This is a genomic window from Bradyrhizobium sp. CCBAU 45321 (genome assembly GCF_028128975.1).
In the GTDB taxonomy this organism is placed as follows: domain Bacteria; phylum Pseudomonadota; class Alphaproteobacteria; order Rhizobiales; family Xanthobacteraceae; genus Bradyrhizobium; species Bradyrhizobium yuanmingense.
In genome coordinates this window covers 1-22,244 of the sequence record NZ_LFKZ01000097.1, presented here as the reverse complement: position 1 = coordinate 22,244, position 22,244 = coordinate 1, and the positions used below count along the sequence as shown (strand labels likewise).

General features: G+C 57.2%; 12 protein-coding genes and 1 pseudogene. 6 read left to right on the top strand and 7 right to left on the bottom strand.

The window, feature by feature from the left end; all coding sequences use genetic code 11:
* The 3 genes and pseudogenes from ACM43_RS11100 to ACM43_RS11090 form a co-directional block, all read left to right on the top strand.
* Positions 1-208 (top strand): annotated as a pseudogene (locus ACM43_RS11100) (hypothetical protein); the annotation flags it as partial.
* Positions 209-901: 693 nt separating this feature from the next.
* Positions 902-2,125, top strand: coding sequence for a GFA family protein (locus ACM43_RS11095; protein WP_036031520.1), 1,224 nt, complete (start codon positions 902-904; stop codon positions 2,123-2,125).
* Complete coding sequence (locus ACM43_RS11090; protein WP_036031523.1) at positions 2,110-2,787, top strand: 2OG-Fe(II) oxygenase; 678 nt, start codon at positions 2,110-2,112, stop codon at positions 2,785-2,787. Before ACM43_RS11095 ends, ACM43_RS11090 begins: the two co-directional genes overlap by 16 nt.
* Before the next feature lie 1,061 nt (positions 2,788-3,848).
* On the opposite strand, the gene ACM43_RS11085 is transcribed toward ACM43_RS11090, so the two are convergent.
* The 4 genes from ACM43_RS11085 to trpD form a co-directional block, all read right to left on the bottom strand.
* The gene (locus ACM43_RS11085; protein ID WP_271540046.1) at positions 3,849-5,141 is read right to left on the bottom strand and encodes a peptide ligase PGM1-related protein; all 1,293 of its coding nucleotides are present in this window, start codon (positions 5,139-5,141) and stop codon (positions 3,849-3,851) included.
* Positions 5,142-6,346: 1,205 nt separating this feature from the next.
* Positions 6,347-6,706, bottom strand: a complete 360-nt coding sequence (locus tag ACM43_RS11080; protein ID WP_225114368.1) for a hypothetical protein — start codon at positions 6,704-6,706, stop codon at positions 6,347-6,349.
* A gap of 267 nt (positions 6,707-6,973) precedes the next feature.
* Complete coding sequence (locus ACM43_RS11075) at positions 6,974-7,120, bottom strand: hypothetical protein (RefSeq protein WP_157786064.1); 147 nt, start codon at positions 7,118-7,120, stop codon at positions 6,974-6,976.
* 495 nt (positions 7,121-7,615) lie between these two features.
* Positions 7,616-8,629 carry an anthranilate phosphoribosyltransferase gene (trpD, locus tag ACM43_RS11070; RefSeq protein ID WP_036031532.1) on the bottom strand — a complete coding sequence of 338 codons (1,014 nt, stop codon included), beginning with the start codon at positions 8,627-8,629 and terminating at the stop codon, positions 7,616-7,618.
* A 4,131-nt stretch (positions 8,630-12,760) separates the two neighbouring features.
* Here trpD and ACM43_RS38845 point away from each other — a divergent pair.
* Positions 12,761-13,168, top strand: coding sequence for a DUF7694 domain-containing protein (locus ACM43_RS38845; protein WP_420886582.1), 408 nt, complete (start codon positions 12,761-12,763; stop codon positions 13,166-13,168).
* Between the two features lie 680 nt (positions 13,169-13,848).
* Positions 13,849-14,679 (top strand): YopT-type cysteine protease domain-containing protein, encoded by an 831-nt coding sequence (locus ACM43_RS11065; RefSeq protein ID WP_036031544.1) that lies wholly within the window; start codon positions 13,849-13,851, stop codon positions 14,677-14,679.
* 1,432 nt (positions 14,680-16,111) lie between these two features.
* On the opposite strand, the gene ACM43_RS11060 is transcribed toward ACM43_RS11065, so the two are convergent.
* The 3 genes from ACM43_RS11060 to ACM43_RS11050 form a co-directional block, all read right to left on the bottom strand.
* On the bottom strand, positions 16,112-17,662 hold the full coding sequence (locus ACM43_RS11060; protein WP_036031548.1) for an acyl-CoA dehydrogenase family protein: 1,551 nt from the start codon (positions 17,660-17,662) through the stop codon (positions 16,112-16,114).
* 744 nt (positions 17,663-18,406) lie between these two features.
* Positions 18,407-20,047 (bottom strand): chaperonin GroEL, encoded by a 1,641-nt coding sequence (gene groL, locus ACM43_RS11055; protein ID WP_225114367.1) that lies wholly within the window; start codon positions 20,045-20,047, stop codon positions 18,407-18,409.
* Between the two features lie 84 nt (positions 20,048-20,131).
* Positions 20,132-20,446 carry a co-chaperone GroES gene (locus ACM43_RS11050; protein WP_074448393.1) on the bottom strand — a complete coding sequence of 105 codons (315 nt, stop codon included), beginning with the start codon at positions 20,444-20,446 and terminating at the stop codon, positions 20,132-20,134.
* Between the two features lie 1,045 nt (positions 20,447-21,491).
* Here ACM43_RS11050 and ACM43_RS11045 point away from each other — a divergent pair.
* Complete coding sequence (locus tag ACM43_RS11045; protein ID WP_036030817.1) at positions 21,492-22,139, top strand: FkbM family methyltransferase; 648 nt, start codon at positions 21,492-21,494, stop codon at positions 22,137-22,139.
* Positions 22,140-22,244: the final 105 nt, after the last annotated feature.

Genomic DNA, 22,244 nt, shown 5'->3' with positions numbered 1-22,244 from the left:
CGCTGTCGTCTGCACGCACAAAGCGCTGTCGCTGGCTTCGGAGCGCAAAGTCAACCTATGCGTCGCCTTTGAAGCAATCTCCGCGATTGAGCAGGCCTGTACGCATGTAAGCGGCCGCTGGCTCCTCGCTGTTTGCTTTCTGACAGCGGCCCGCAGCCTCTCAAGTTCGATACACTCGCAAGGAGGAGGCGTCACCACCGTTGAATAAACTTATTCAGATCTTACGGAGCGAATTCAAGAGTTGGCATGATGATTGCTGTGAGCCACTAAGAACTTAGAGGTCGTAATCGCGAACGCGAAGAACGGGCGAGGGTCTCTGTGAGATGCTTTGTGCCGCCAGCAGCGGTATGACACAAGCGAGCAAAGGCCTTAAGAGTATCGGTACAAATTGGAGTCTACAATGCTGTCCCAGGCTGACAGCGGTTCGGCGAAATGGCGGGATCAGCGGCACCTGTTTCTGAGCCGCGCGTCCTCCGCCAAACACCAACCGCGAGGGCTTGATCCATTCGCCCAAGATCGCGAAAGCTGCAAGCGTGCGGAGCGGCCAGGCACGCCACTCGCCCGCGCGACATTAGCCTCAAAATGGCGTGGGCAGCGCAGCATCCATTATGAGTCTCCGCGGGAATGCTGGTCGTTGCGGGCATTGCGGCGTTGCTGGTGGACGGCAATCCGACCGGATTCCCGCCGCTCCAATAATGAACTCATTTCCTTCGTTGCTCATGAGCTGGACTGAGCATGCCGCTGTCTGCCATCGCGAAGGAAAGTACCAAAAGTTCGCCTGGAAGGGTGAACGCAATCATTGGCCCCCTTCGAAGCCGATGAACCCAGGGCGGTTTAATAGTTCGCCCGGACACGAAGTTGCTTCGCCAGGGACCGTTCGCTTCTCATCTGCAGGGGTCACATGACATCTCAAGCGTCTCGATCTGCAGCGGATCAGCCTCCGAAGATATGCTGCGAGTACCTGACCGAGCAAGCGCGGGCCTTGTTCGGCCCGCATCCGTTCGCCTCGCAGATGTCCGAAGACCAGGTAGCCAGTCTGCTGCCCGAATATCTGGCGATGTCACAGGCGTTCCCGTACCTGCAGGCGGGGGCCCAAAGGGACCTCATCTTTGATGCAATGCATCACAATCGGGATATTGCGAGAGACATTGAGCTGACCAGCGTGGTCGCGAACTTTATCTGTTGGGATGAGACCGGTGGCCATGGCCGAATTCTCCAGGGGGGCAAGGCCGCGCTACCGGATATTCTGTTGACAGAAAACTTTCACTCCAACCTGTTGAGAAAAGATGTCTCCCAACTACTCGGCCGAGCAATACTGCCCAACTATAGCTCTAGGACGAAGCAGTACCTGCAGTCTCTCTATGCCGGATTGTCATCGAAAGATTCCGTCGTTCGTTGCGCTTACATGGTCGCTTTTGAGCTACATGCTGCGGACATGATCCAGTCGCTGTGGACCACTCTGGCCCAAATCTTTAACGCGAAGCCGGACGATCTCGAGTATTTTCGCAGCCATGTGGGCGGAGAAGATCCCGCGGAGAAGTACCACGGAGAAATGACAGGTCGGCTGATTGGTGAACTTGTGCAGCCTTACCGTAGTGATCGTTTTTTGAATGAATTCCTCGGAGCCTATCGGCTCAGCGTCCAGTGGTGCCGCGATCTCATCGGAATTGCGGCGCGCACGGGAGATGATCACTCGGAGATCGAACATCATGGCAGTTGCCATTGTGGCTCTATCAAGTTCTACGTCAGAGCGCCGCGAGAGCTCTCTGGAGTTCGTTGCAATTGCTCGATTTGTCAAATGTCTGGGTTTCTCCACTTACTCGTAACTGGCGATAAGCTGCGCATCGAGCACGGTGAAGAATTCCTCACTACATATCAGTTCAACAAGAACATTGCTCGGCACACGTTTTGCCGGCTTTGTGGGGTAAAGCCATTCTATAGGCCGAGGTCGAACCCCTCCGGATTCAGCGTAAATATTCGATGTCTGGATAGAAGGACGGTCGCACGAGTAAGAATAACCGAGTTCGATGGCGAGCATTGGGAGCAAGCATTCGTCTCAACGCACAAGGACCCGGCGTCCTGCTTCGAAGATCAAAGGAGTGAGCTCGAATGGCGCGCGCAATGAGTGATAAATCCCGCCAGCTTTCAGAGGAAATGCTGACAAAGTACCGCATAGAGCTGTTAGTAAAGGGGACGGCCGTTATCGCCCCCCAGATATTGTTCGCTCAAGCCGACTTGACCAAGATCGATCAGCTGCAGGCTGAGATTCCCGAGGAAGAAGTGCGGGAGGGAGATGCCGGCGACTTGCACAGCGTCTTTGTCAAGCGCGTAAGGGTAGATCCACCCGGCCGCGCCCCTAGCAACGTGAGTGGTACAGCTTCAGGGCAGATCATGGAGCTACTTGAAAGTAAAGACCGCAGCTTCGCGCTAAGACAGATCTTCGGAGCATCCTCAGATTACGTGGTTCGCCGATGCCAAGTGCATCGTATGCCGCCCGGGTCCTTTGTGGGCATCCATTTGGATGCGAAGAGTGATCCGGATTTTGAGTACGCCGTGATTGTGCAGCTAGCGAGAGACTTCGAGGGGGGTGAGTTCGTGGTATATCCTACCGCGTACGAACAGCACGTATTCCGACCACCATTTGGCGCCGTGCTTGTCACGACCTGTAAGGTACGGCATGAAGTAAAGCCGGTATCGAGCGGGGAACGCCGATCTCTCGTCTACTTCTGTTCAAAAAGGGCCGGCGCGAACCGCCGGATCATCGAAAGTTCTACCACTCGGCTATGAGGTGGCGCGCCTGATATGATTCTCTGAGAATCGAGTGGCGGGCGAGCTCTCCGGGAAATGTAAACGCTTTCACGTGTTGTGGTCAGTGTTTCTTGTAAGGTCTGCGAGTTCTGGTCGGAAGCCATGGTTAAGATTGGTCCATGTACAGGCCATCACGCGCCATCCGAGCAAAAGTTGCTGGCTAGTCATCGCCATCTTCGTCGCTGGGTGAAACCAGGGAGGCGATTCGGCGCTGCGCGATGGTGTATTCCGGGTAGCGCGGGATTTCGCAGACGGTGTGGCGAGCCTCTGGATGCCCAAGATGTGCCTCTTGTCAAGGTGGTAAGGTCGAGCACACATCAGGCTGGGTCCAAGGAGCGTCCTGCCAAGGGTGATGTGGACGCTCTTCTGAGATTGGGATGATGGCTCGCCTACAACGAGAAGCGGGGCATAGCCGAGCTTCTTTACGACACGGGCAACGATGTAGCAGAGTTAAAAAGGCGGGCGAGCGTGGCGTCCTTGCCGGACTCGGTCGTCTGCGCGCCTCGCGCGCTGCGGGCGGAGGGAGAGCTCAGCTGCCGACAAGTATGCTCTCGCTGTTGGTAGCTTGGATGAGCATCTGCGTAACAACTCCAGCCAGGGATCGCTGCTCAGCTTTCCGATCAGTCGCTCGACAAAGATCTATTCACTATAAGGTCAGCCCTCGTCCTCACCCGAAGATTGGTGCCGCACTCGTGCAATTGCGCAAGTTGCTGGTTGCAAACGCAGCCGCTTGAGCATGATCTCCGCCGAGAGAATGTCGGATTGTTGGACGCAATGCGCTCAGCGGATGCAGCTGCGTAGGACAGCCTGTTGCAGCGATCGATCAGCTGGGTGAGAATAGTTTCCGCGCAAGGTCACGATCATGATCCGACGTTTAGCAAAGGATCGAACCTGGCCTCTCTCCCTGTGCGGCGCTGCAGTGAGTGCAGCCGGCTGCAGCGCCGAACCTATTTTTCTCAGACCGTGCCCTCTTTATCTCGGGCTGAATAGAGCGCTGCTTTGCAGCGGGCCAGTGAATTGAGCGTGTGAAGATGTTCTCGCTAGGAGCTCAAAAGTCGGTGTTGCTGATCGTGGGCCGCGGTCCTGTTGGGCGCAATCACAACGCACTCCACGGTACCAGCCTCCTCGTCGGCGGCAAGCGGGATCACGCCCGCCTTACGTGTGCGGTCGAATAGGAATCCTTCTTTGAAGAAGCGATCATGCGCCGCTTGAAAGGATGGCGATCGCACATTTCTTACAGACAGAACAACGTTGCGGCTGGAATAGTCGAAGCCGAGCAGCCGGATCGCAATGTTGTGTAACACCGATCCGCCACCCCAGCGGCCGTTCGCTTCATTAAACAGCAACCGTCCCTCTTTTGTGAAAATGGCGTCGATGTTGATCATTCCGCGATAGCCCAGGTCTCTCGCTAGTGCCACAAATCGGTAGGCATGCTCCTGGGCAGTCAACCATTGCTCGTTCTCCAGGTCGCTTGGAAGCTCAAGCCCCGTCCAGGTGAGAGCCCGTTCGGACCGATCTGTGCTTTTACGCAGGCGTATGTTTCCACTGTTGATAAAAGCGATTGATGCATCATCCTGGATTTCATACTCGAGATAAAATAAGGATCGGGCCAAGTGGTATGATTCGACGACCAGCGTCTTACACGACGCTGTTGTGATCTCAGAGTAAAGCGCGTCAGGATCAAGCGACGGCCACGAAATCATCCGAGTATCTCTGGCTCCAGGTAGCGGATCGCTTTTGCTGCGGGTCAAGATGACATTTCCGACTCCTCCAGCTCCATTATCCAACTTTACAATGACCCTGCCTGTCTCGGATTTGAAGGCAGTGACCGCTTTGAATAGTCCATTTGGGTCTGTCGCGACACATCCATGAGGGAGCGGAAGTGCGACGCTTGTTGCCAACTGACGAAAGTGGCTCTTGCGATTCAACAGATCAGGCCCGCGCTGCAGAGCGAAGTCGTCCCCGGTCTTCGATATGCCCAGTTGGGCCGCCAAACGTGCGACCCCTTCTGTAAAGTAGCAGGGATGCAATCGCCAGGCGGATTTCTGACGAATATGTCTTTTGAGCCGCTCGACAACAGGCTGGGACAGCAACGTGCAATCATCGAGGATCGTCGATTGGCGGCTCGCAGGTACAACAAGGCGAAGACGCGATGCATCGAAATCGAGCGTCGCGCCAATGAAGGATAGCAGATCCGCCGGGATCGCTACCGGGGAGACGATCAGGTCGCCCTCCTGAGCAAACCACGCTGAACGGTGTGCCGAGCTGGCGGCCAGCGAACGTTGAGCCTTTGTTAGATGGGCGCCCGACATCTGAGGCGTACCGGCATTCATGATTAGGATCCGCGGCATTCGCGTCCTCCGGGCATCTGGACTTGTTCAGGATGGGATGGTCATGGCAAGCATGACAGCCTTGCCACGCCGTTGTAAGGCGCTGAGACAGGGAGAGTTTGCGCCGTCTCGATGTCACCTGCGATGTAGTGGGAGAGAACGGCCCGTCTCAGATCTGCCGATCTCAATTGATAGCTCGGTCGCATGGCTAGAAAGAAGCGCGGGACGTTGGATAGTGCGATGTTCGGAATGCTTCGTGAAATGATTTCGCGCGACACGCTAAAACGGACCGTGACCAAACATGTGCGATCAGCGCGTCTGCCTCGATCTCGCACCCCAGTCGCTTGGTCATATAAGCGACCGGTACTTCTTCCCAGCGCGCATCGGCTCGACCGACCGGCCGCATTCGGCTAGATCTGGATATTACGTATGCACTCGCTCTATTTTCGCTAGGTAGATATTCTCGGCGGAAGTAACCGAGTGCTGATTTGCCGTCGTGAAGCGGAAAAGATCCATCTGCGTCGCAGCATCCAAAGTCCCCTGCGAGTCGGGGCATCTTGATTCGGCCTCCTCTCTGGACACCAAATTGGCTCTCGAAGGCGCGAGCGATCCGCTCGATCAGTCGATTGAGGATGACATAGCTGGGCGTCTTCCGTTCGAAATGGATCGTGGTCTTGTCAGGAGTATACTTGGCGTTTTGCTCGACGAAGGTGGAGAATTCCAACTCGCTATTCATGTGCATCAGGTCCGCACATTGTGTTTGTGCCGACGCGTTTCATCGGAAGCCCGGAGTGCTTGGCGACGCCCCAGTCATATGCTTCTTTTGGCCGGCTCTTAATGGTTGTCATGGGTTGCGAACGATGGTTATTTCTTGAGGGAAATCTGCCGATTGATCACTCACTTCGCTCGGCTCTGCTGCGGTCGTGTGCATCTTTCGGTTGTGATAGGCGCACCACGAAGAGGGTTTCTTGCCGCGCCTTTGATATAGAGGCGCCGCACATATATGCCGCTCTCATATCTCCATCTTTGAAGCCGATGATGCAGCGGCACTGACCTTCAATATGATCAAACACATAGAACCTTCATATGGCCGTCCGGGTCTTTCAACTTGCTGCTCCAGCATGCCATGCAATAACGTCCGATGCCGCGCTGATCACGCGGAGCAAGACGCCGGGTCACTTCGAAAACCTGCGCAGGCCCACCGTCTGTCACACCTTTGCGCGATCGAGACGCCACGTGCGGGAAAGCAGCTTGAAGGTAGCGGGTTCGGCAAACTGATTTTGTGCGCTGCTGCGCCAGAGGAGGGCTTGCGTCAGCTTGAGGAAAGCAGCACCATCTAGGCGCTTCGGATAGAGTTCTACGTCGATCAATTCTGTCGGTATCGGCTCTCTGGCGGGGCGGTACGCGACCGCCACTTCGTCCAGATCCGAAATGCCGCACCATTGAAAGTTACTTGCTACCCTTAGCGCCGCGATTGGAACTTGGTGCAAAGCCCTCTCGACCAATGGGCCATCGGGCATAAGGAGCATGACCAGCGACCGGTCCGCGGATCTGACCAGCTGAGGCATCCGAAGTCCTTCACACCCATGTAGGTAACACCTCAAGAGCTTACGATTTAACGTTACGTCAGATTCAAGCCCCTTTTTGCGGGCCAATGAGAACGTGGTCAAGCTCATGCTGTCCGAAGAGGGCCCCGAGGGCTGGTGTCGCAAGCATTCAGCGCTGCCCTGAGGGGGAAGCCTGTGGCTGAGGCCTTTGAGGAGCGATCCGGCGAATGCGCCGGCGGCGTGTCCAACGCATGACCCCAGTCGCCGAGTTTGGACGAAAATGTAGAGTTAGTCAGGGTGCGTATGCGGGCCATCACCATCGATGGCCAGTCCGCGGCGAGATGAGCGGCGCTGAGCAATCGCCATCGGAATCACCGCTGAACGAGCGAGCAGCTCGAAGCCAAGCTTGGCCGCAAGCGTTTTGAGCGTGCGCATAGAGCGCAACGCCCGCCTGCCAGTGTCTCTCCGTGCGTAAACGGCATCCGGACCTAATGTTCTCTCAGGAGAACACGCCGCTTTGCCTCCAGAAGATGCCCATCCAGCGTCTCGTGCAGCGCACGCCGCAGCTCCGGCGGGATCGAACTATCTGTATCGATCAATTCCCGAAACTTCCGAATTATGTGTTCTATCGTTGCGATAGTTCCAATTGTTTCAATCCTCTGCCAGGCCATCTTCGATCGTCTCCTTTGGCGCGTTGCGCACGCTTGGTCGCGGGTCCTCACCTCAGCAACCGGGGCTCGAACAGCCTTTAATGCACCAAATGTTGGCTGTCGGGCTGAGTGCAGCGCGGAGCTGTTTTGACAAGGACTTGCGCAAGCGGGCGCTCCATGAGAAATCGGCACAATTAACGCGCATTCGCGGCTGCAACAGTTTTCTCGCGCGCAAGCTGCACTATTGGTCGCAAGGATGCGGCATCAACCAGCTCGGCTGTCAGGCGTTTGAAACCGCGATCAAGCGATTCAGTCGAGCGGCTGCAGCGCCCCGATCAAGTGATTCTTGTCCAAGCGCCACGCCTTCCTGTAGGTTCGAGGCCCGCCCGGCCACCACCAGTGCGGCCGCCGCATTCAGAAGGGCGGCATCACGAAAACGACCTGGCAGGCCATCAAGCACTTTTTGTAACGCAAAGGCATGAGCCTCGACATCACTGCACTCCAGCGCATCGGCGCGGTAGCGGGGGAGCCCGGCTTCCTCCGGCGTGACTTCGAACGTGCGGACTGTACCCGCCTCGACCGCAGCAACAAAGCTTGTGTCGGTGAGGGATAATTCATCGAGCCCGTCCGAGCCATGAACAACCCATACCGAGTCGGCACCAAGGTTCTTCAAGACTTGCGCCAGAGGCTGCACCCATTCGGGAGTGAACACTCCAAGGATCTGCCGCTTGACCCTGGCTGGATTCGACAGAGCCTCGATTAGATTGAACATCGTGTGGGTTCCTAGTACGCTCCGGATCTGCCTGATGCGCTGCATCGCCGGATAGTCGGGTGACGCAAAAATGAAGCCAATGTCTGCTTCGTGCACACAACGTGCAATTCCCTCAGGCTTGAGATCGACCTTTACGCCGAGGCGCGCCAACACGTCTGCGGTGCTTGAGCGCAAAGATGCCGCGCGGTTGACATTCTTGGCGACGGGAACGCCGACCCCGGCGACGATGAACGAAGCGCACGTCGAAACGTTGAGCGAACACATAACGGTATCGCTCGTGCCAGCGATATCGATGGGGTCACATCGCGTCTCGACGGTGGGCATTATGTTTCGCATTGCGGATGCGGCGCCCGTGACTTCTTCGATCGTCTCCCCGCGCACCCTCATCCCAATCAACAAGCCACCGATTTGCGAGGGAGTTGCGTCGCCGGACATCATGCTGTCGAACGCTAACGCGGCCTCCTCGCGGGTCAGAGTGGCACCGGTGGCAACTTTGCCGATGATCGATTTAAGCGGTTCCATCGAACTTTACACGTTCCTTATCCAATCTAGGGTCCGTCCGTCCAGCCAGGCGTCTTCGCAACCGGGCGCCCTGATGCAGCTGCCGGTCTATCCGCAGTCGCTATGCCGCACGAGTCCTTGAGGCGGGCCGTCGGATGAACGTGGCACCCGTGGCGACGCTACAACCTGACGCTACGTCAGGGTCAAGCTCTCTCCATTCGATGGCGCCCTCGAGAGGACATCGGCGGCTAGTCAGAGCACTGAGTTGCTTGATGCGAGGATAACAGCTCTGTCTCGCGCCCGCTTGCCGTCGATGTTCCGGCCGGATCACAAGGCCTCGCTTTCCGGTGCCGCCGTGGCGGAGCCGCAGAGCGGCTTCCGCACGTGCTATGAATATATCGATGCCAATTCCAGGCTGAGCTTAGCTGGCTCTACGAAATGACCCCACCTCACTATAATGAACCTGCGCATGAAAGCCTCCAAGGAGCGATGGACGCGTCCGTTGACCGGCCCCGCATGAGCTGGTGAGCCGTTGGGCGAACCCTCGTGTGACGTGCTGCACGTCAAGCTGGGACGACTTCTGGAGAGGAGTCGGGCGGACAGCTCGCAGCATCTTCACCTCGATCCGCTGCTCTTATTGCCGATGTCCCGCCCGGAGATCACGTAGCGACATTGCTGACTGAGACGATCTTGCTTGGATCTGAGGCAGGCAGTAATAGCGGTACGATCTGGTATGTGACTGCTACAAAGGCGAAACACGTCTCCCATGCAGGCCTCTTTCTCCTCTGCGGTCGGCGTTCGATCAAGCGCGTTGACCGGCGCAAGCATTGCAGTTGCCATTGCCACGCCTAGGGCGATATCGCGGTAGTAGAGCCTGAGGCGCGGAGCCGGCCGAATTTGTTGTTTTTGAACCATGACATTTCTTCAGTTCGGTGGAGCTGACTATTGTTCTTGCTGCCCGGAACGCATCACCTGCAAACCGGGAAACAGGCGGATCTGCTTAGCTCTCTGCAAGCTCGTTGTTCTACTTTTGCCGTTCTCACTGTACGGAGTTCGTCATTTGTCCAGGAGGACAGGAACGACACCTTGCATACCGGCAGAGCCTTACGAAAGAGGGGAGTTACTAGCAGCTGCGCCGACGCACCAGATGAAGGTCTTGGAGTTGCTGTGATTGTGCAGCCAGTGCATGCCTCGCTGCCTCGAGGATTGCTTGAGTCTGCTTGACATGACCTGAGGTACTATGGTCAGCCTAATCGCCGGCCGGTGAGTGACGGCGGACTCGCCACGATGCCGGCTCGACGCGGCCCTGGCCAACTCTGGCGAAGCATACAGATTAGGGAGGCCAGATGTGCTTCTCTCGTTGTTGATGATGCATTCGGCCTGCCAAGAGCGACCATGATAGCGCGCTGAGGCAATGTTTGGTGTCATCGCGCTTCTGCTCCACTTTATGTGAAGAGGTGGGGGGGATCTGTGAGGTAGGTTTCGTCTTGCGTCGGGTCAGCCGAGTCTGAGTTGATCGGAGTCGACCGCGCAGACCTCCTAACGCGCGATTACGTCCAGCAGAAAGAGGAATAGCATTCGATGAATCGCGGGCAGGCTCGCATCTGGATGATGTTAGGCTCTCTATTCGGTCGTCCCGGGCGATTGTAGATGTTTGAGGCATTCCCAATGCTCGTGAACTGTCAAGACTCGACTGATTGTCAGAGGTGATTCAAACCTGTCCAGAACCCTACAATCTAACGCTGCGTGCGATTCAAGTCTTTTGGTGGGAGCAATGGTCTGAAGCTGTCGGTGACTGTGCATTCTTCGTACGAGCATCGTCTGCAATGCGCATTCAGCCGTTTCTGAATGGTTGTCAAAAGGTATCCTGAAGAATGGGGACCGCAAGTTATCTTCGTCATGTCCATTTCTCCATTCTCAAATCAGCGTCCCATGAAGCGGCTGATGCGCATCGCCAGCTGTGGACTGGGGACTGACTGCTTCGGCAGCCGGAGCCACGAGCGTCGCTCCTACGTGTTTATACGGAGCGTCAGTGTCGCAATTCGTTGATCTACGGATTGCATGCTCTCGGCATGAATCCGAAAAGTAAACTGTACCAGCCCGATCACTGGCGAGGCCGCGCGGAAGCAACGCGAAAGAAAGCGGCAGCGCTCATCGACGGAAAAGCCAAAGACAGGCTGCTTAAGATTGCCTTGGAGTACGACAAGTTAGCGTGGCGTGCACACGTGTGGCAGATGCGCAAGAATGAGGACGATACGTAGCCTGAGCAAGAGCTGTAAAGCGTCGCTACGGTCCATAAGGCCTCAGCGTGTCGATCTCTTCCCGACCCATTGGCTAGGTAGATATCGCTCAGCAAGCAAGTCAATGCCGCCTGTACGGAGCGTTGAGAGAGCCAGAAGGCAAGACGCCTGACGTCCTATGCCACACGCACGGGGCCCGAGCCAGCCGCCTGCCCAACGTTCCCTTAGGTCACCTTGTTTCGTCAGCTTCTCGAAAGCTAACTTTCACATAAGGGGAATACGGGCACTAGTCCTCACTTGCAGTCGATCCGTCGCGCCTCACTTGGAAGCCCAGATGCCACTCGCCGCGGACGGGTTGAGCTGCTACAGGTCAATTTGGCACTTCGTCGCGCGGCAGCGGCACATCAGTGTCGCTAATTCGAGGCATCTGGGTCATGCGTCGACATTTCCTTTGCGCCGCCGGAGCAGCGCATTGTATGTCCCGGTAGGAGCGCGAAGCGCCTTGGCATCAGTTTGTTCGCAGCCGTGGCGGCCCGCGGTTGCGAGAGGCGCCAGAAGTCCATCGCGCGGTTGCTATGCGCGAGAGTGTTTCAGAAGAACGCTGCGATGACGAAGTAGATCCCGGCCCAAAGCAGCGCATTTATGAGGAGTGCGGCCAGAGGCCACAAGTTCCACCTTTTCTGGGCTCGCCGGGAGGGACGATCGGCGCCGAAATGCTTGATCGTTGGGCGCTTTGTTGCGCGCCAATGAGTCATTTCATTACGCTGGGCGCCGGTGAACAGAAAAATGCCAAGCTTTGCATGACTCCTATCACTCATAAGTTAGCAGTCCTCTTTTCATGGGGCATCAGAACCGATGTTCGTTGCGGCGACGATTCGGCCGATTCATTGCTCGTGCATCCTCGCTACAGCGAGGTCGCGTTCTGTCAGCACAGCAAGCGACATGCCACGAGGTAGAACTGTCTGCAGCGCGTTTGATGCGGTGGGTTGGTGACACGGAGCCGTTGCGCGGCGTCTGAGTCGCGACATTCATGTCGGAAACAACACCCGGATTAGCGGCAAAGGGTGAGCGGTTCGCGAGCGCCATGCCGTAGACAACGCGTTAGGAGCTGCATCTTAGTGATGCGGAAAATCGGGCGACATTCGCAGTTGCGGTCGATGAGATCGACTAATCATTGTTTCTGACCGTTAGCTTACGACCAAGATAGCAGGCGATCCGCCGGATGGTTCATTTGGAAGAACGGAGCATGCGGGCGTCCCCGGCTATGTGTATGCCGATTTGGAAGCCATAAAGCTGAACCATTTTCACATAAATGGCGCATTGGGCCTGTTCAGCCTTGGCGAGGAGGCCGGCGAGTGATCAAGTACTCTCTCGCGCGAAGCAGCAATGTAAGTCCGATCTATCTGGTGCCACTACTGGTTTCGCGAGCATCATGAGATCTAGATGTCGTCGCCAACACGGGAGCGTGCCATGATGAGGCAATTCATTGAAGACGAGGTGACGCGTCAGAGTCGCCGATTTCGTCCGCTCATGCGGGATGTGCGCTCTGCCGGCGATGAGCAGTGAATACTGCCTGGCCATCGATGATAAACTGTTTCGCCTCGGAGAGACTTAATGACGGACTTACATAAGTAGCGGCAGGTGCAATCGGCGGCTCGAGTCGCCCGACGCGCACATAGTGGTACCGCTCATGCTCAGGCAACCGGCGGCCCGAGGGCGCAATACGTCTTAGAGCAATAACCAGAGGAGAGTGAGTGATGATACACATCTACGGCTTTCGCGGATGGCGCGCTGTAGAGTGGTTTAGGAACGCTGGGCCGAGGACCGAGCAGGTTAACTTGTTACGAGACAACGTCATCTACGTAGACTTCAGGGCTATCGGAGAGGCAAAGGAGCGGGCGTGCGAGCGCAGATGATAGACAAGCTGGAGGCCGGCCGCGTGCAACACGGCCGGTTCGCTACCGCTCCAGGTTCAGGCCCTTGCGGTCTATTCCTTGTGCAGGGGCCTTGTGGGTGTGAACTCAAGATAAGTGCGTTTGTCCGTCCTGGCTGGGAGCACGTCGCTGTTTCGACCCCGCGGCGCTGTCCGAACTGGGACGAGATGTGCTTTGTGAAAGACCTGTTCTGGGATGAAGAAGAGTGCGTCATGCAACTGCATCCGCCACATTCGAGGTACGTGAATAACAGCCGATATTGCCTTCACTTGTGGAGACCCACTTATCGAGACATTCCGATGCCGTCCCCGAGCTTCGTAGGCGTCGTTGGATTAAGTCCCTCAGATGCGGCAACGTTGTTCGCGCGAATGAGCGCGACAGCATGACCGGCTGAGTTAATAACATTCGAGCAGGAGGTGAGGTCGAGCGGGTGCGCAAGCACCGGTTCGGCTTTCCGAAATGACGTGTCACATGCGGGTGTATGTCGGGCTCGCTCGACTGTTGCAGTGTTCAGGCGGGCTGAACCTGAAATGCCGCCGTCAAACTCGAGCAGCTAACGGCTCACTGATTCGGGGAGAGAAATGTCTGCGCCACTTGTTGTAGAGTGAACAAGATCGTAACTTGTGGTTCCGGGTTTCGATCTGTGCTGAAGGTTCGTCAGCGGCAACAACAGCATCTCACTGGCCGATGGCGATCACGGGGACGCGAATTGCTCACTCTTGGAGGCGAAGTTGTGCCGACCGAGCAGCGCAACACGATAAAGGTGAGATCGACCACCAAACCGACGGTCGCGCTGTCGAGCGTAGCCATCATATGACTGCATCTGCAATTCCAAGCGCGCCCTCCGTCAGTGTGCAAGAGTAACTAGCCGTTCGGCCACTGCCTCACACCTGCAGCCCCGTTCGTGAGTGGCACTGTCGTGCAACCAATTGGCCGTCGCGGCGGTAGTTGCCCCAGGCGTGTTTGGTGGTCAGCTCTTCGTCAGTTTGCTGCGATATCATCCGCAGCAAGATGTAAGCAGCGCGCCCTCTGAGGACGCGTGCGCCGAAGAAGCAGGTGAACCAGCATGTATAATCGACTCGATAGCCAATACACACGCGCTGATCAAGCCGACGGATCGATCAGGCCCGCAGACAGTAGCGAATTTGCGCAAACACTCACAGAAGTCGCGCGACGGGAGAGCCTGCCGTCCGGCGAATTGATCGACAGGATGGGGCTCTGCTTCAGCAAGCCGCATACCTCAGATTCAATCGTTTATAGTCCAAGCAACTCGCGCCACAGCTCCTCTCTGTCCTCCAGCTCGGAGTTATCTGCCGATAGCCCTGTCCGCGCTCTATTCGATTACAGGACTGCTGAATTGCCCGAAGCCAATGTCAACGGAATCTGTGTTGGATTGGTAGCGGAGTGGCTCCTTAATCTCCCAAGCAGCCCTTCATCCCGAATGAGGGCTCTGCTCCCGGACACTGAAAAGCATCGCTCCGCGGCAAGGCGGCAGGAACAGTACGAAGAGCTCAAGGCTCAATTGAAAAACGATGGGGCGGAAGGGTCTCACAATCTCCTGGCAAAAAGTACAACCTTACGCGACGCTGGCCTAGAGCCGTCGGCTGAAGAGACGCGATATAGGTTTGATACATCTTCGTGCATTGACCAGATCGTGAAGGAGCTCACCGAGGATGCGTCCATGTATTTGGTCAGCTTGCGTTTCGCCGCAGGCGGCGCCCACATGATTGCGACAGTGACGTCGAATGGAACGACGACCCTCTTTGATCCTAACTACGGCGAATTTTCTGTTCCGTCAGATGAGGTCGGAGAGGTATTCAAGAGTCTTGCGGAGCGCTACAGGAGCCCCCCGAACAAAATGTACATATCGACTGTCGTCACACAAAGGGTGACGTGAGGACTTCCTAGGTTGCAACGGACCTTGCCCGATGCCCCCGCACGGAACCTCATCGGTCGGTGCGGGACAGCCGCGTCGTCTAGATGGTGCACTCGAAGCGGTTCTTCGGAGTTGGATCGGTGCTCTCGACGGAAGCTCTCTGGAAGTAGTGGAGACAGGGGAGAATGTTCAGGCGATATAGGTCGTCCGATCACTCCGGTTCGTGAGCCCGCGCCCTCGCCGCCTCAAGGCCTAAATGGCCAGCGCTTGCACTCGAGCAGGATCGATGGCCCGTAAGGCTAACTTCCTCGTGTGGGTTCCGATGCCCGACCCCCAATCGCGCTCAGGGCTAAGGTCGGTGACCAGGCATCCACAGAGCCGGCACAAGCTGTAGTTCGACTGCTTCGGAATCCTCGCCGGCCCTTTCTGTAATTCGCCAACCAAATGGCTGCAGCCGACGACAACTGCATGCAGTCCCACCGGCGCCCAAACCGAGTCCTCACTCGCCACGAGCTCCGCAACAATCCGCGCCTCGTCATCGTCGCTGCACTTCCCCTAATGTCCGGCTTTGGTGAAAACCTCAGCCATGATCTAGCTCAGTGACAACACTATGCATTGCGTCGTTCCAAGCCTCACGATCGAGATTTTCCGCCGAGCTGGACTACAAAGCGTTGAGAAGTTACTTGCCGAATAACGAGGTGAGATCCTTCTCCTCGACGGAGCGAGCGCATGCGGGCATTGAGCTTGATCTGGAAGACCGCCGTGGATCTGATCTCAGTCTCACGTCGGAAGCAGCGCGGGCGCGACTTGGTGCTGGTCGGACTGGATGTATCAGATGTTCTCTCTGCCACGCCCGCACCACTGGTTGAAGTTAGCAGAAACGTGACTCGGCGCCAAATCCCCACGCATACTCGGGGCAAGCGCTGTCCCTACCACGTGCTGCTAACTTCAACATCGATGTAGATGGGCGAGCTTTCCGAAACCTGACGAACCCGACCCCATGCATCAAGCGAAAGTGGCCTGTGCGGGGAGGCCCTCCCGTCTTGAGCCCCGCCACCGGCCTAGCGGAAGTTTGACTTAAAAGTATCGTTGAGTACAGACGCAAGCTCCTCCTTTAAGAGGTCGTGAAAACTCGCATATGGCATGTGCCAGCGAGAAGGTGGCAGCAGGACGCTTAAAACACACCACGCCTATCGATGTTTGCAGCGCGGGGCGAATCGAGGCGGCCCACCATTGTCGAGCGCCAGCCCCGATTGGGGAGCGGTATCGGGTGCTCTTTAACGCGAAAGCCTTCGCTGCCGCGGCGTGCCGCCAGGAATGAGATGGTTAGGCCTTTCACAGCAGCGCGTGCCGCATGTAGACGTGAGAGTTTTTCACGGACCTTTCCGCTTGCGGAAGTTGCGCGTCGCGCGCGGCACCACCGCGTGGAAGGACGTCGGACATGCGGGAGATGTCAGACATACTGCACCAATTTAAGGTGGTCGTCTGTGAAGACAGGGGAGCGAATAGAGCAAGCCGCGTCGTGAAGAAAGGTGGCGAGTGTCCGATTAGCCCGACTGCGAGTTTCGACAGATTGTCGTGCCGGCATGCGAGTGCGGAGAGATGCCAGTTCAGAACTGACCAGGTCAGCCGCCGCCGCGGCGCAATCTGAGGCTGAGAAGCAATCAGCAGACATGACAGCTTTTGCCAGCCCTAATGTGGTGAGCCAACCCGCATAGATCAGCACGGCACCGTCAGTCTCATTCAGCCCGGAGAGCTCGTCAATTGCAGCAGCATGGACTGATGCCGCCCCAATCGACCGAAACAGATCGGCTATTTCGTCGCGCGTGGCTTTAGAGAGAAGGCAACGGCCGAGATGCGATAGGAGCGCCTCAGTCGGACCTTCGAAGATGCGGAGGATGCGAGCGTCTCGGTAGATTTTGGCCAAAGGCGTTCCCTCATCGTAGCCGCGGCCGCCTAACAGCTGGACGCATTGATCGGCGACAAGGCCGCACCACTCTGAGGACAAAACCTTCGTCGCCGACGCGAGGTGGACGTTCGGCGCACCGTGCGCTGAAACAAGTCGGCAGGATGCTGCTAGCATCGCCTTCACTACTTCCCGCCGCAGCACCATCTGTCCAAATAGCTGCTCAATGTAACTGTTTTCGATCATGCGCAGTTTACCAAGCCGACGCTGGCTTGCATAAGAGGCGGCTACCTGGATAGCGCGCTCAAGGGCTCCAAGACCCATAGCAGCCACACCAATGCGGCCGCGGTTCATACTAGATGCCGCCGCACCCCAGCCGTCTTGATGGCGAGAGAGCACGTAAGAACGGGGCATCTCGACGTCCTGGAACTCCAGGGTATTCTGAATGATGCCACGTAGGCCGAGTGTACGATGCTCGTGCGTGACCTTTAGGCCTGGAGCCTGTCTGTCAACGAGTACACCAACCAGCCGACCTTTCGCATCGGGTCCCGACGCGCGCGCAAAGCAAACGATCCAGCGAGCCCAGTCAGCAAGGCCGATCCAGATTTTGCGGCCAGAGATACGCACTTTATCTTCGTGCATGAAAGCCGCAGCCTTTATATGTCTCGGGGCAGAACCAGCTCCAGGCTCCGTCAAAGCGAAAGCGCAGAGATCGCCGCTTGTTGCACCCCGAATGATACGGGCTTGTGCGGGTATGTGCCGTGCCGTTTCGATGCAGGGCAAAGCTAGGAAGTTATGGATAACAAGGGTCGACGCAGCGGAGACATCGAACGATGCCGTGGCGGAGATGAGGTCGATGGCCTCTTGCAAAGAGAGAGCTAATCCGCCGTGCTCTCCTGGTGCGGTGAGCCCGAACAGTCCATGCCTTGCCAAGATGCTGTGTAGGGTCGGAGGGAAGGCTCGGCGGTCATCCGCGTCTGCGAAATTCAGCTGACTGAGCTCAGCGATGAAACTGGAGTATCGTGCAGTTGCATGCTCTTCAGCGAAGCGTTCATGCGTTTCCCCGAATTGAGCGTAAACTTGGGTGTACATGGCCATAAGGCCACAATAATCCCGACCGCGTTTCGTGCCAATTCATCCGAGAGGCGACCTTGGCCAGACATTGGTATAGTGTGGATGCAGGCGCAGTATAGGCACGTTGCCGGTGGCCGGAGTGTCTTGCGGCCGCCCCGCCGGCGAGCTCTTTTGCAAAGCACCCGGTCATTTCCCATCGGATATCCTGTAGATTGGACGCAAAGCGAGCCTTGCGGCTTTAGTGTGCGATCATTCTAAACCATGTCCTGCCCCGAGCTCCGCAGCAGGGGAGTTGAGGGGATCCCGTCCGCGAGGACCAAATGAGGCGCAGAATAATCATCGCACTTCCCGCAAAATACCGTTTTGATTTTTGAGAATGTACTCCGAGTTCAAACAAGCCCTTAGGCCACAAGATGTAAGTGCGAAACGTCACGAAAGGCATTTCGTCGCTTTCCAGTTACGCGACAGGAAAAGAAGGTGGGCAAGGAGGTCGAAAGCGGGCGGGCGGCGCCGGGGCTACCGCACGCCAAGGGTTCGAACATTTGGATGAGCAGAGGCAGCTTCGTGAGTCAAAATGCCGGCTCCATCGTCGTACCGGACGCGGTACTGTCGTCACGAAGCACATGAAATTTGAGTCGGGGTCCTGCCGCGGCGCACATTGGATAGGCCGATGGGCCGGATCTTCGGGGGGCTACCGGCCGCTCCATGCAAAAAACCCTGACATTATTGCCAGGGTTTCGCATGTCATCGAGAACTTGAGAAGGTGGATCAGAAGTCCATGCCGCCCATGCCGCCGCCAGGAGGCATCGCGGGGCCAGCGCCGCCCTTCTTCGGCAGCTCGGCAACCATCGCTTCCGTTGTGATCAATAGCCCGGCCACCGAGGAGGCGTTCTGGACCGCGATGCGCACGACCTTGGCCGGGTCAATGATGCCTTTGGAGAGGAGGTTGCTGTACTCGCCTGTCTGCGCATCGAAGCCAAAAGAGTACTGCTCGTTATCGAGCACCTTGCCGACCACGATCGAACCGTCTTCGCCGGCATTGATCGCGATCTGGCGGGCCGGCCAGGACAGTGCTTTGCGCACGATCTCGACGCCGGTCTTCTGGTCGTCGTTCTTGGTGCGCAGGCCCTTGAGCTGCTCGGAGGCACGGAGCAGGGCGACGCCGCCGCCCGGAACGATGCCTTCTTCCACGGCCGCGCGGGTCGCATGCATCGCGTCATCAACGCGATCCTTGCGCTCCTTCACCTCGACCTCGGTCGCGCCGCCGACGCGGATCACCGCGACGCCGCCCGCAAGCTTGGCAAGACGCTCCTGGAGCTTCTCACGGTCGTAGTCCGAGGTGGTCTCCTCGATCTGCGCCTTGATCTGGGCCACGCGCGCCTCGATGTCGGCCTTCTGGCCCGCGCCGTTAACGATCGTGGTGTTCTCCTTGTCGATCATCACCTTCTTGGCGCGACCGAGCATGTTGAGCGTGACGTTCTCGAGCTTGATGCCGAGGTCTTCCGAGATCGCCTGGCCGCCGGTCAGGATCGCGATGTCCTGCAGCATGGCCTTGCGGCGATCGCCGAAGCCCGGAGCCTTGACGGCCGCGACCTTCAGGCCGCCGCGCAGACGGTTCACGACCAGGGTCGCGAGCGCTTCGCCTTCGACGTCCTCGGCGACGATGACCAGCGGCTTGCCGGTCTGCACCACGGCCTCGAGCAGCGGAAGCAGCTCGTTCAGCGAGGAGAGCTTCTTCTCGTTGATGAGGATGTAGGCGTCGTCCATCTCAACGCGCATCTTGTCGGCGTTGGTGACGAAGTAGGGCGAGATGTAGCCGCGGTCGAACTGCATGCCCTCGACAACGTCGAGCTCGGTCTCGAGCGACTTGGCTTCCTCGACGGTGATGACGCCCTCGTTGCCGACCTTCTTCATGGCGTCGGCGAGGAACTTGCCGATCTCGGCATCGCCGTTCGCCGAGATGGTGCCGACCTGGGCGATCTCGTCGTTCGAGGTGACCTTCTTCGAGTTCTTCTCGAGGTCGGCCACGACGGCTTCGACCGCGAGGTCGATACCGCGCTTGAGGTCCATCGGGTTCATGCCGGCGGCGACCGACTTGGCGCCTTCACGCACGATTGCGGCGGCGAGGACGGTCGCGGTGGTGGTGCCGTCGCCGGCAGCATCCGCAGCTTTCGAAGCCACTTCGCGCACCATCTGGGCGCCCATGTTCTCGAACTTGTCGTCGAGTTCGATGTCCTTGGCAACGGCAACGCCGTCCTTGGTAATACGTGGCGCGCCGAACGACTTGTCGAGCACGACGTTGCGGCCCTTTGGACCAAGCGTAACCTGTACGGCGTTGGCGAGAATGTCGACGCCGCGCAGCATACGATCTCTCGCATCTACTCCGAACTTCACGTCCTTGACTGACATAGAGAATTCCCTCAGTTCCGTTTAATTCATCCTTCAGCGCCCCGGTTGGCTCTCCTCAGGAGGGTGAGCTGTGCGAGCCCAGGATTAGGCGACTTTCTTCTTGGAGAACACATCGGTGAGAACGCCCATAATGTCGCTCTCCTTCATGATCAACAGGTCTTGCCCATCGATCTTGACCTCAGTGCCGGACCATTTGCCAAACAGCACCCGCTCACCGACTTCGATGTCGATCGGAATTAGCTTGCCGGCCTCATCGCGGCCGCCCGGCCCAACTGCAATGACTTCGCCCTGGGAGGGCTTTTCCTTGGCAGTGTCGGGAATGATGATGCCGCCAGCGGTCTTCTCTTCGGCGTCGATGCGCTTGACCACGACGCGGTCGTGAAGCGGACGGAAAGTCATAGAGGTCTCCTGAGCGTTTGAACAGTTGAAGTTAGGCACAATGTGACAAGTATACTGTAGCAAGAGTCAGGCCAGAAATGCGCTGAGCGATCTATCCTTCTAGTTCTGCAAAAGCATTGCCCGGGCAGCGTGTGTGTTTGTCCGGAAGCAAACCCGCTGAGGTGCACAGCCCGCCCGGCTGTTGTGAAAATGACATTGCGCTCCTTCGAAACACCCGCAGAGAGCCCCGGGACACTTCAACGTTGCTCAGGCGGCGGTTGCACTGATCGAGAGGCCTCGGGTTTCGACGACGTCGGGATTGCACATGATTACCTGACGGTACAATCTAGCAGTTTGGCCGGCGAAGCGTGCGGTCTACAAGCTTTATGGAAGAGCGGCTCGTCAAATCTACCGTGGTCGTGCATGCGAATATGTATGCAACATTCTCGAAAAAGTCGGTGCTGTTTCTTGTAAGAGGTGGCGGTCTCCAAGGCAGGTCACCATCGAATTGTTACCAGATCGCCCGTGTCCAGCCGTGGCACGGCGCTTAAAGCCTACCGAATTGACCCTGGTCATTCGTACGCCGACAGCACTTGAAGAAAGTTGCACGGGCCACGAAAGCTCGATTGCGCCGAGCAACGCGTGCGTCGGGGCTTTGGCCGACTTCGTTCCTCGCCCACGAGTCCGAGGGAAGGACCGCCGGGAGCTACTGGCAGCGAATCTGAGATGGCGGCCATCGGTCGGCAGAGCACATTCTGCGAAATTGGCATCCATATCTGACAGGTGACACCCAAACGAAGGCGTTCTTTCGGCAACTCGAAAGAGCTAAGACGACGATCTGGTTCACTGAGGCCGCACTTTCCGACGATAAATCTCGAGATTTGCATCGCGAGGGATAGCCTCTCCGGTTGATGTCGATGGCATCCAAACAGCTGTCGTGGATCAAAAGGACTGGCGGATAAATGAATCTTATACCTTGATATACGTTGTGCGGCGGCTTCCGGCGTGTGAAGGCGGCTTCGAAGTCGAAATTCACCAGATCTCCGCGCACCATGGAAAAGCAGCTGTGTCGTCCGTAGAAGTACATCAGCACATCCTCTCACTTCTTCAGAAGCCGAATCCGGTCATCCTGGATATCGGCTGCAATGACGGAACTGATACGCAAAAGTTCCTAGAACTGTGCCCGCAACCCCAGCTCTACTGCTTTGAGCCGGACCCTCGAGCGATCGCGCGCTTCAAGAAGAAGCTCGGCCCATCCCTCAATAGGGTGAAGCTGTTTGAAATCGCCATCAGTGATCGAAACGGAACGATCGACTTCCATCCAAGCAATGCAGATGGCGATGCGAAAGATTGGGACCTATCGGGTTCAATACGCCGTCCAAAGAACCATCTTACCGAGTACGATTGGGTCCGGTTTGATCACCCTGTCTCGGTTGAGACACGGCGGCTGGACGACTGGTGTAGCGAAGCCAAGCTGGACGGAGTCGATTTTATCTGGATGGACGTTCAGGGAGCCGAGGCCGACGTTATCGCCGGCGGTATGCGGACCTTGAGCAACACGCGCTTCATCTACACCGAATATAGTGACCGCGAGCTCTATGAAGGGCAGTTGTCCCTGCAAGCCATTCTTAACTTGTTGCCATCATTTGAAGTGGCGGCTCACTATCCGCGCGCAGTGGAAGGTGATGTATTGCTCAAAAATACGCGTGCCTAGCGGCTACTCATATCGAGCGTCTCATTCAGATAACGTACAGAGTCTTTCGCACTTTCAGGATTGACGGCTTCTTCTAGAATGAAGGAGCTTTGAATGAACGATGGG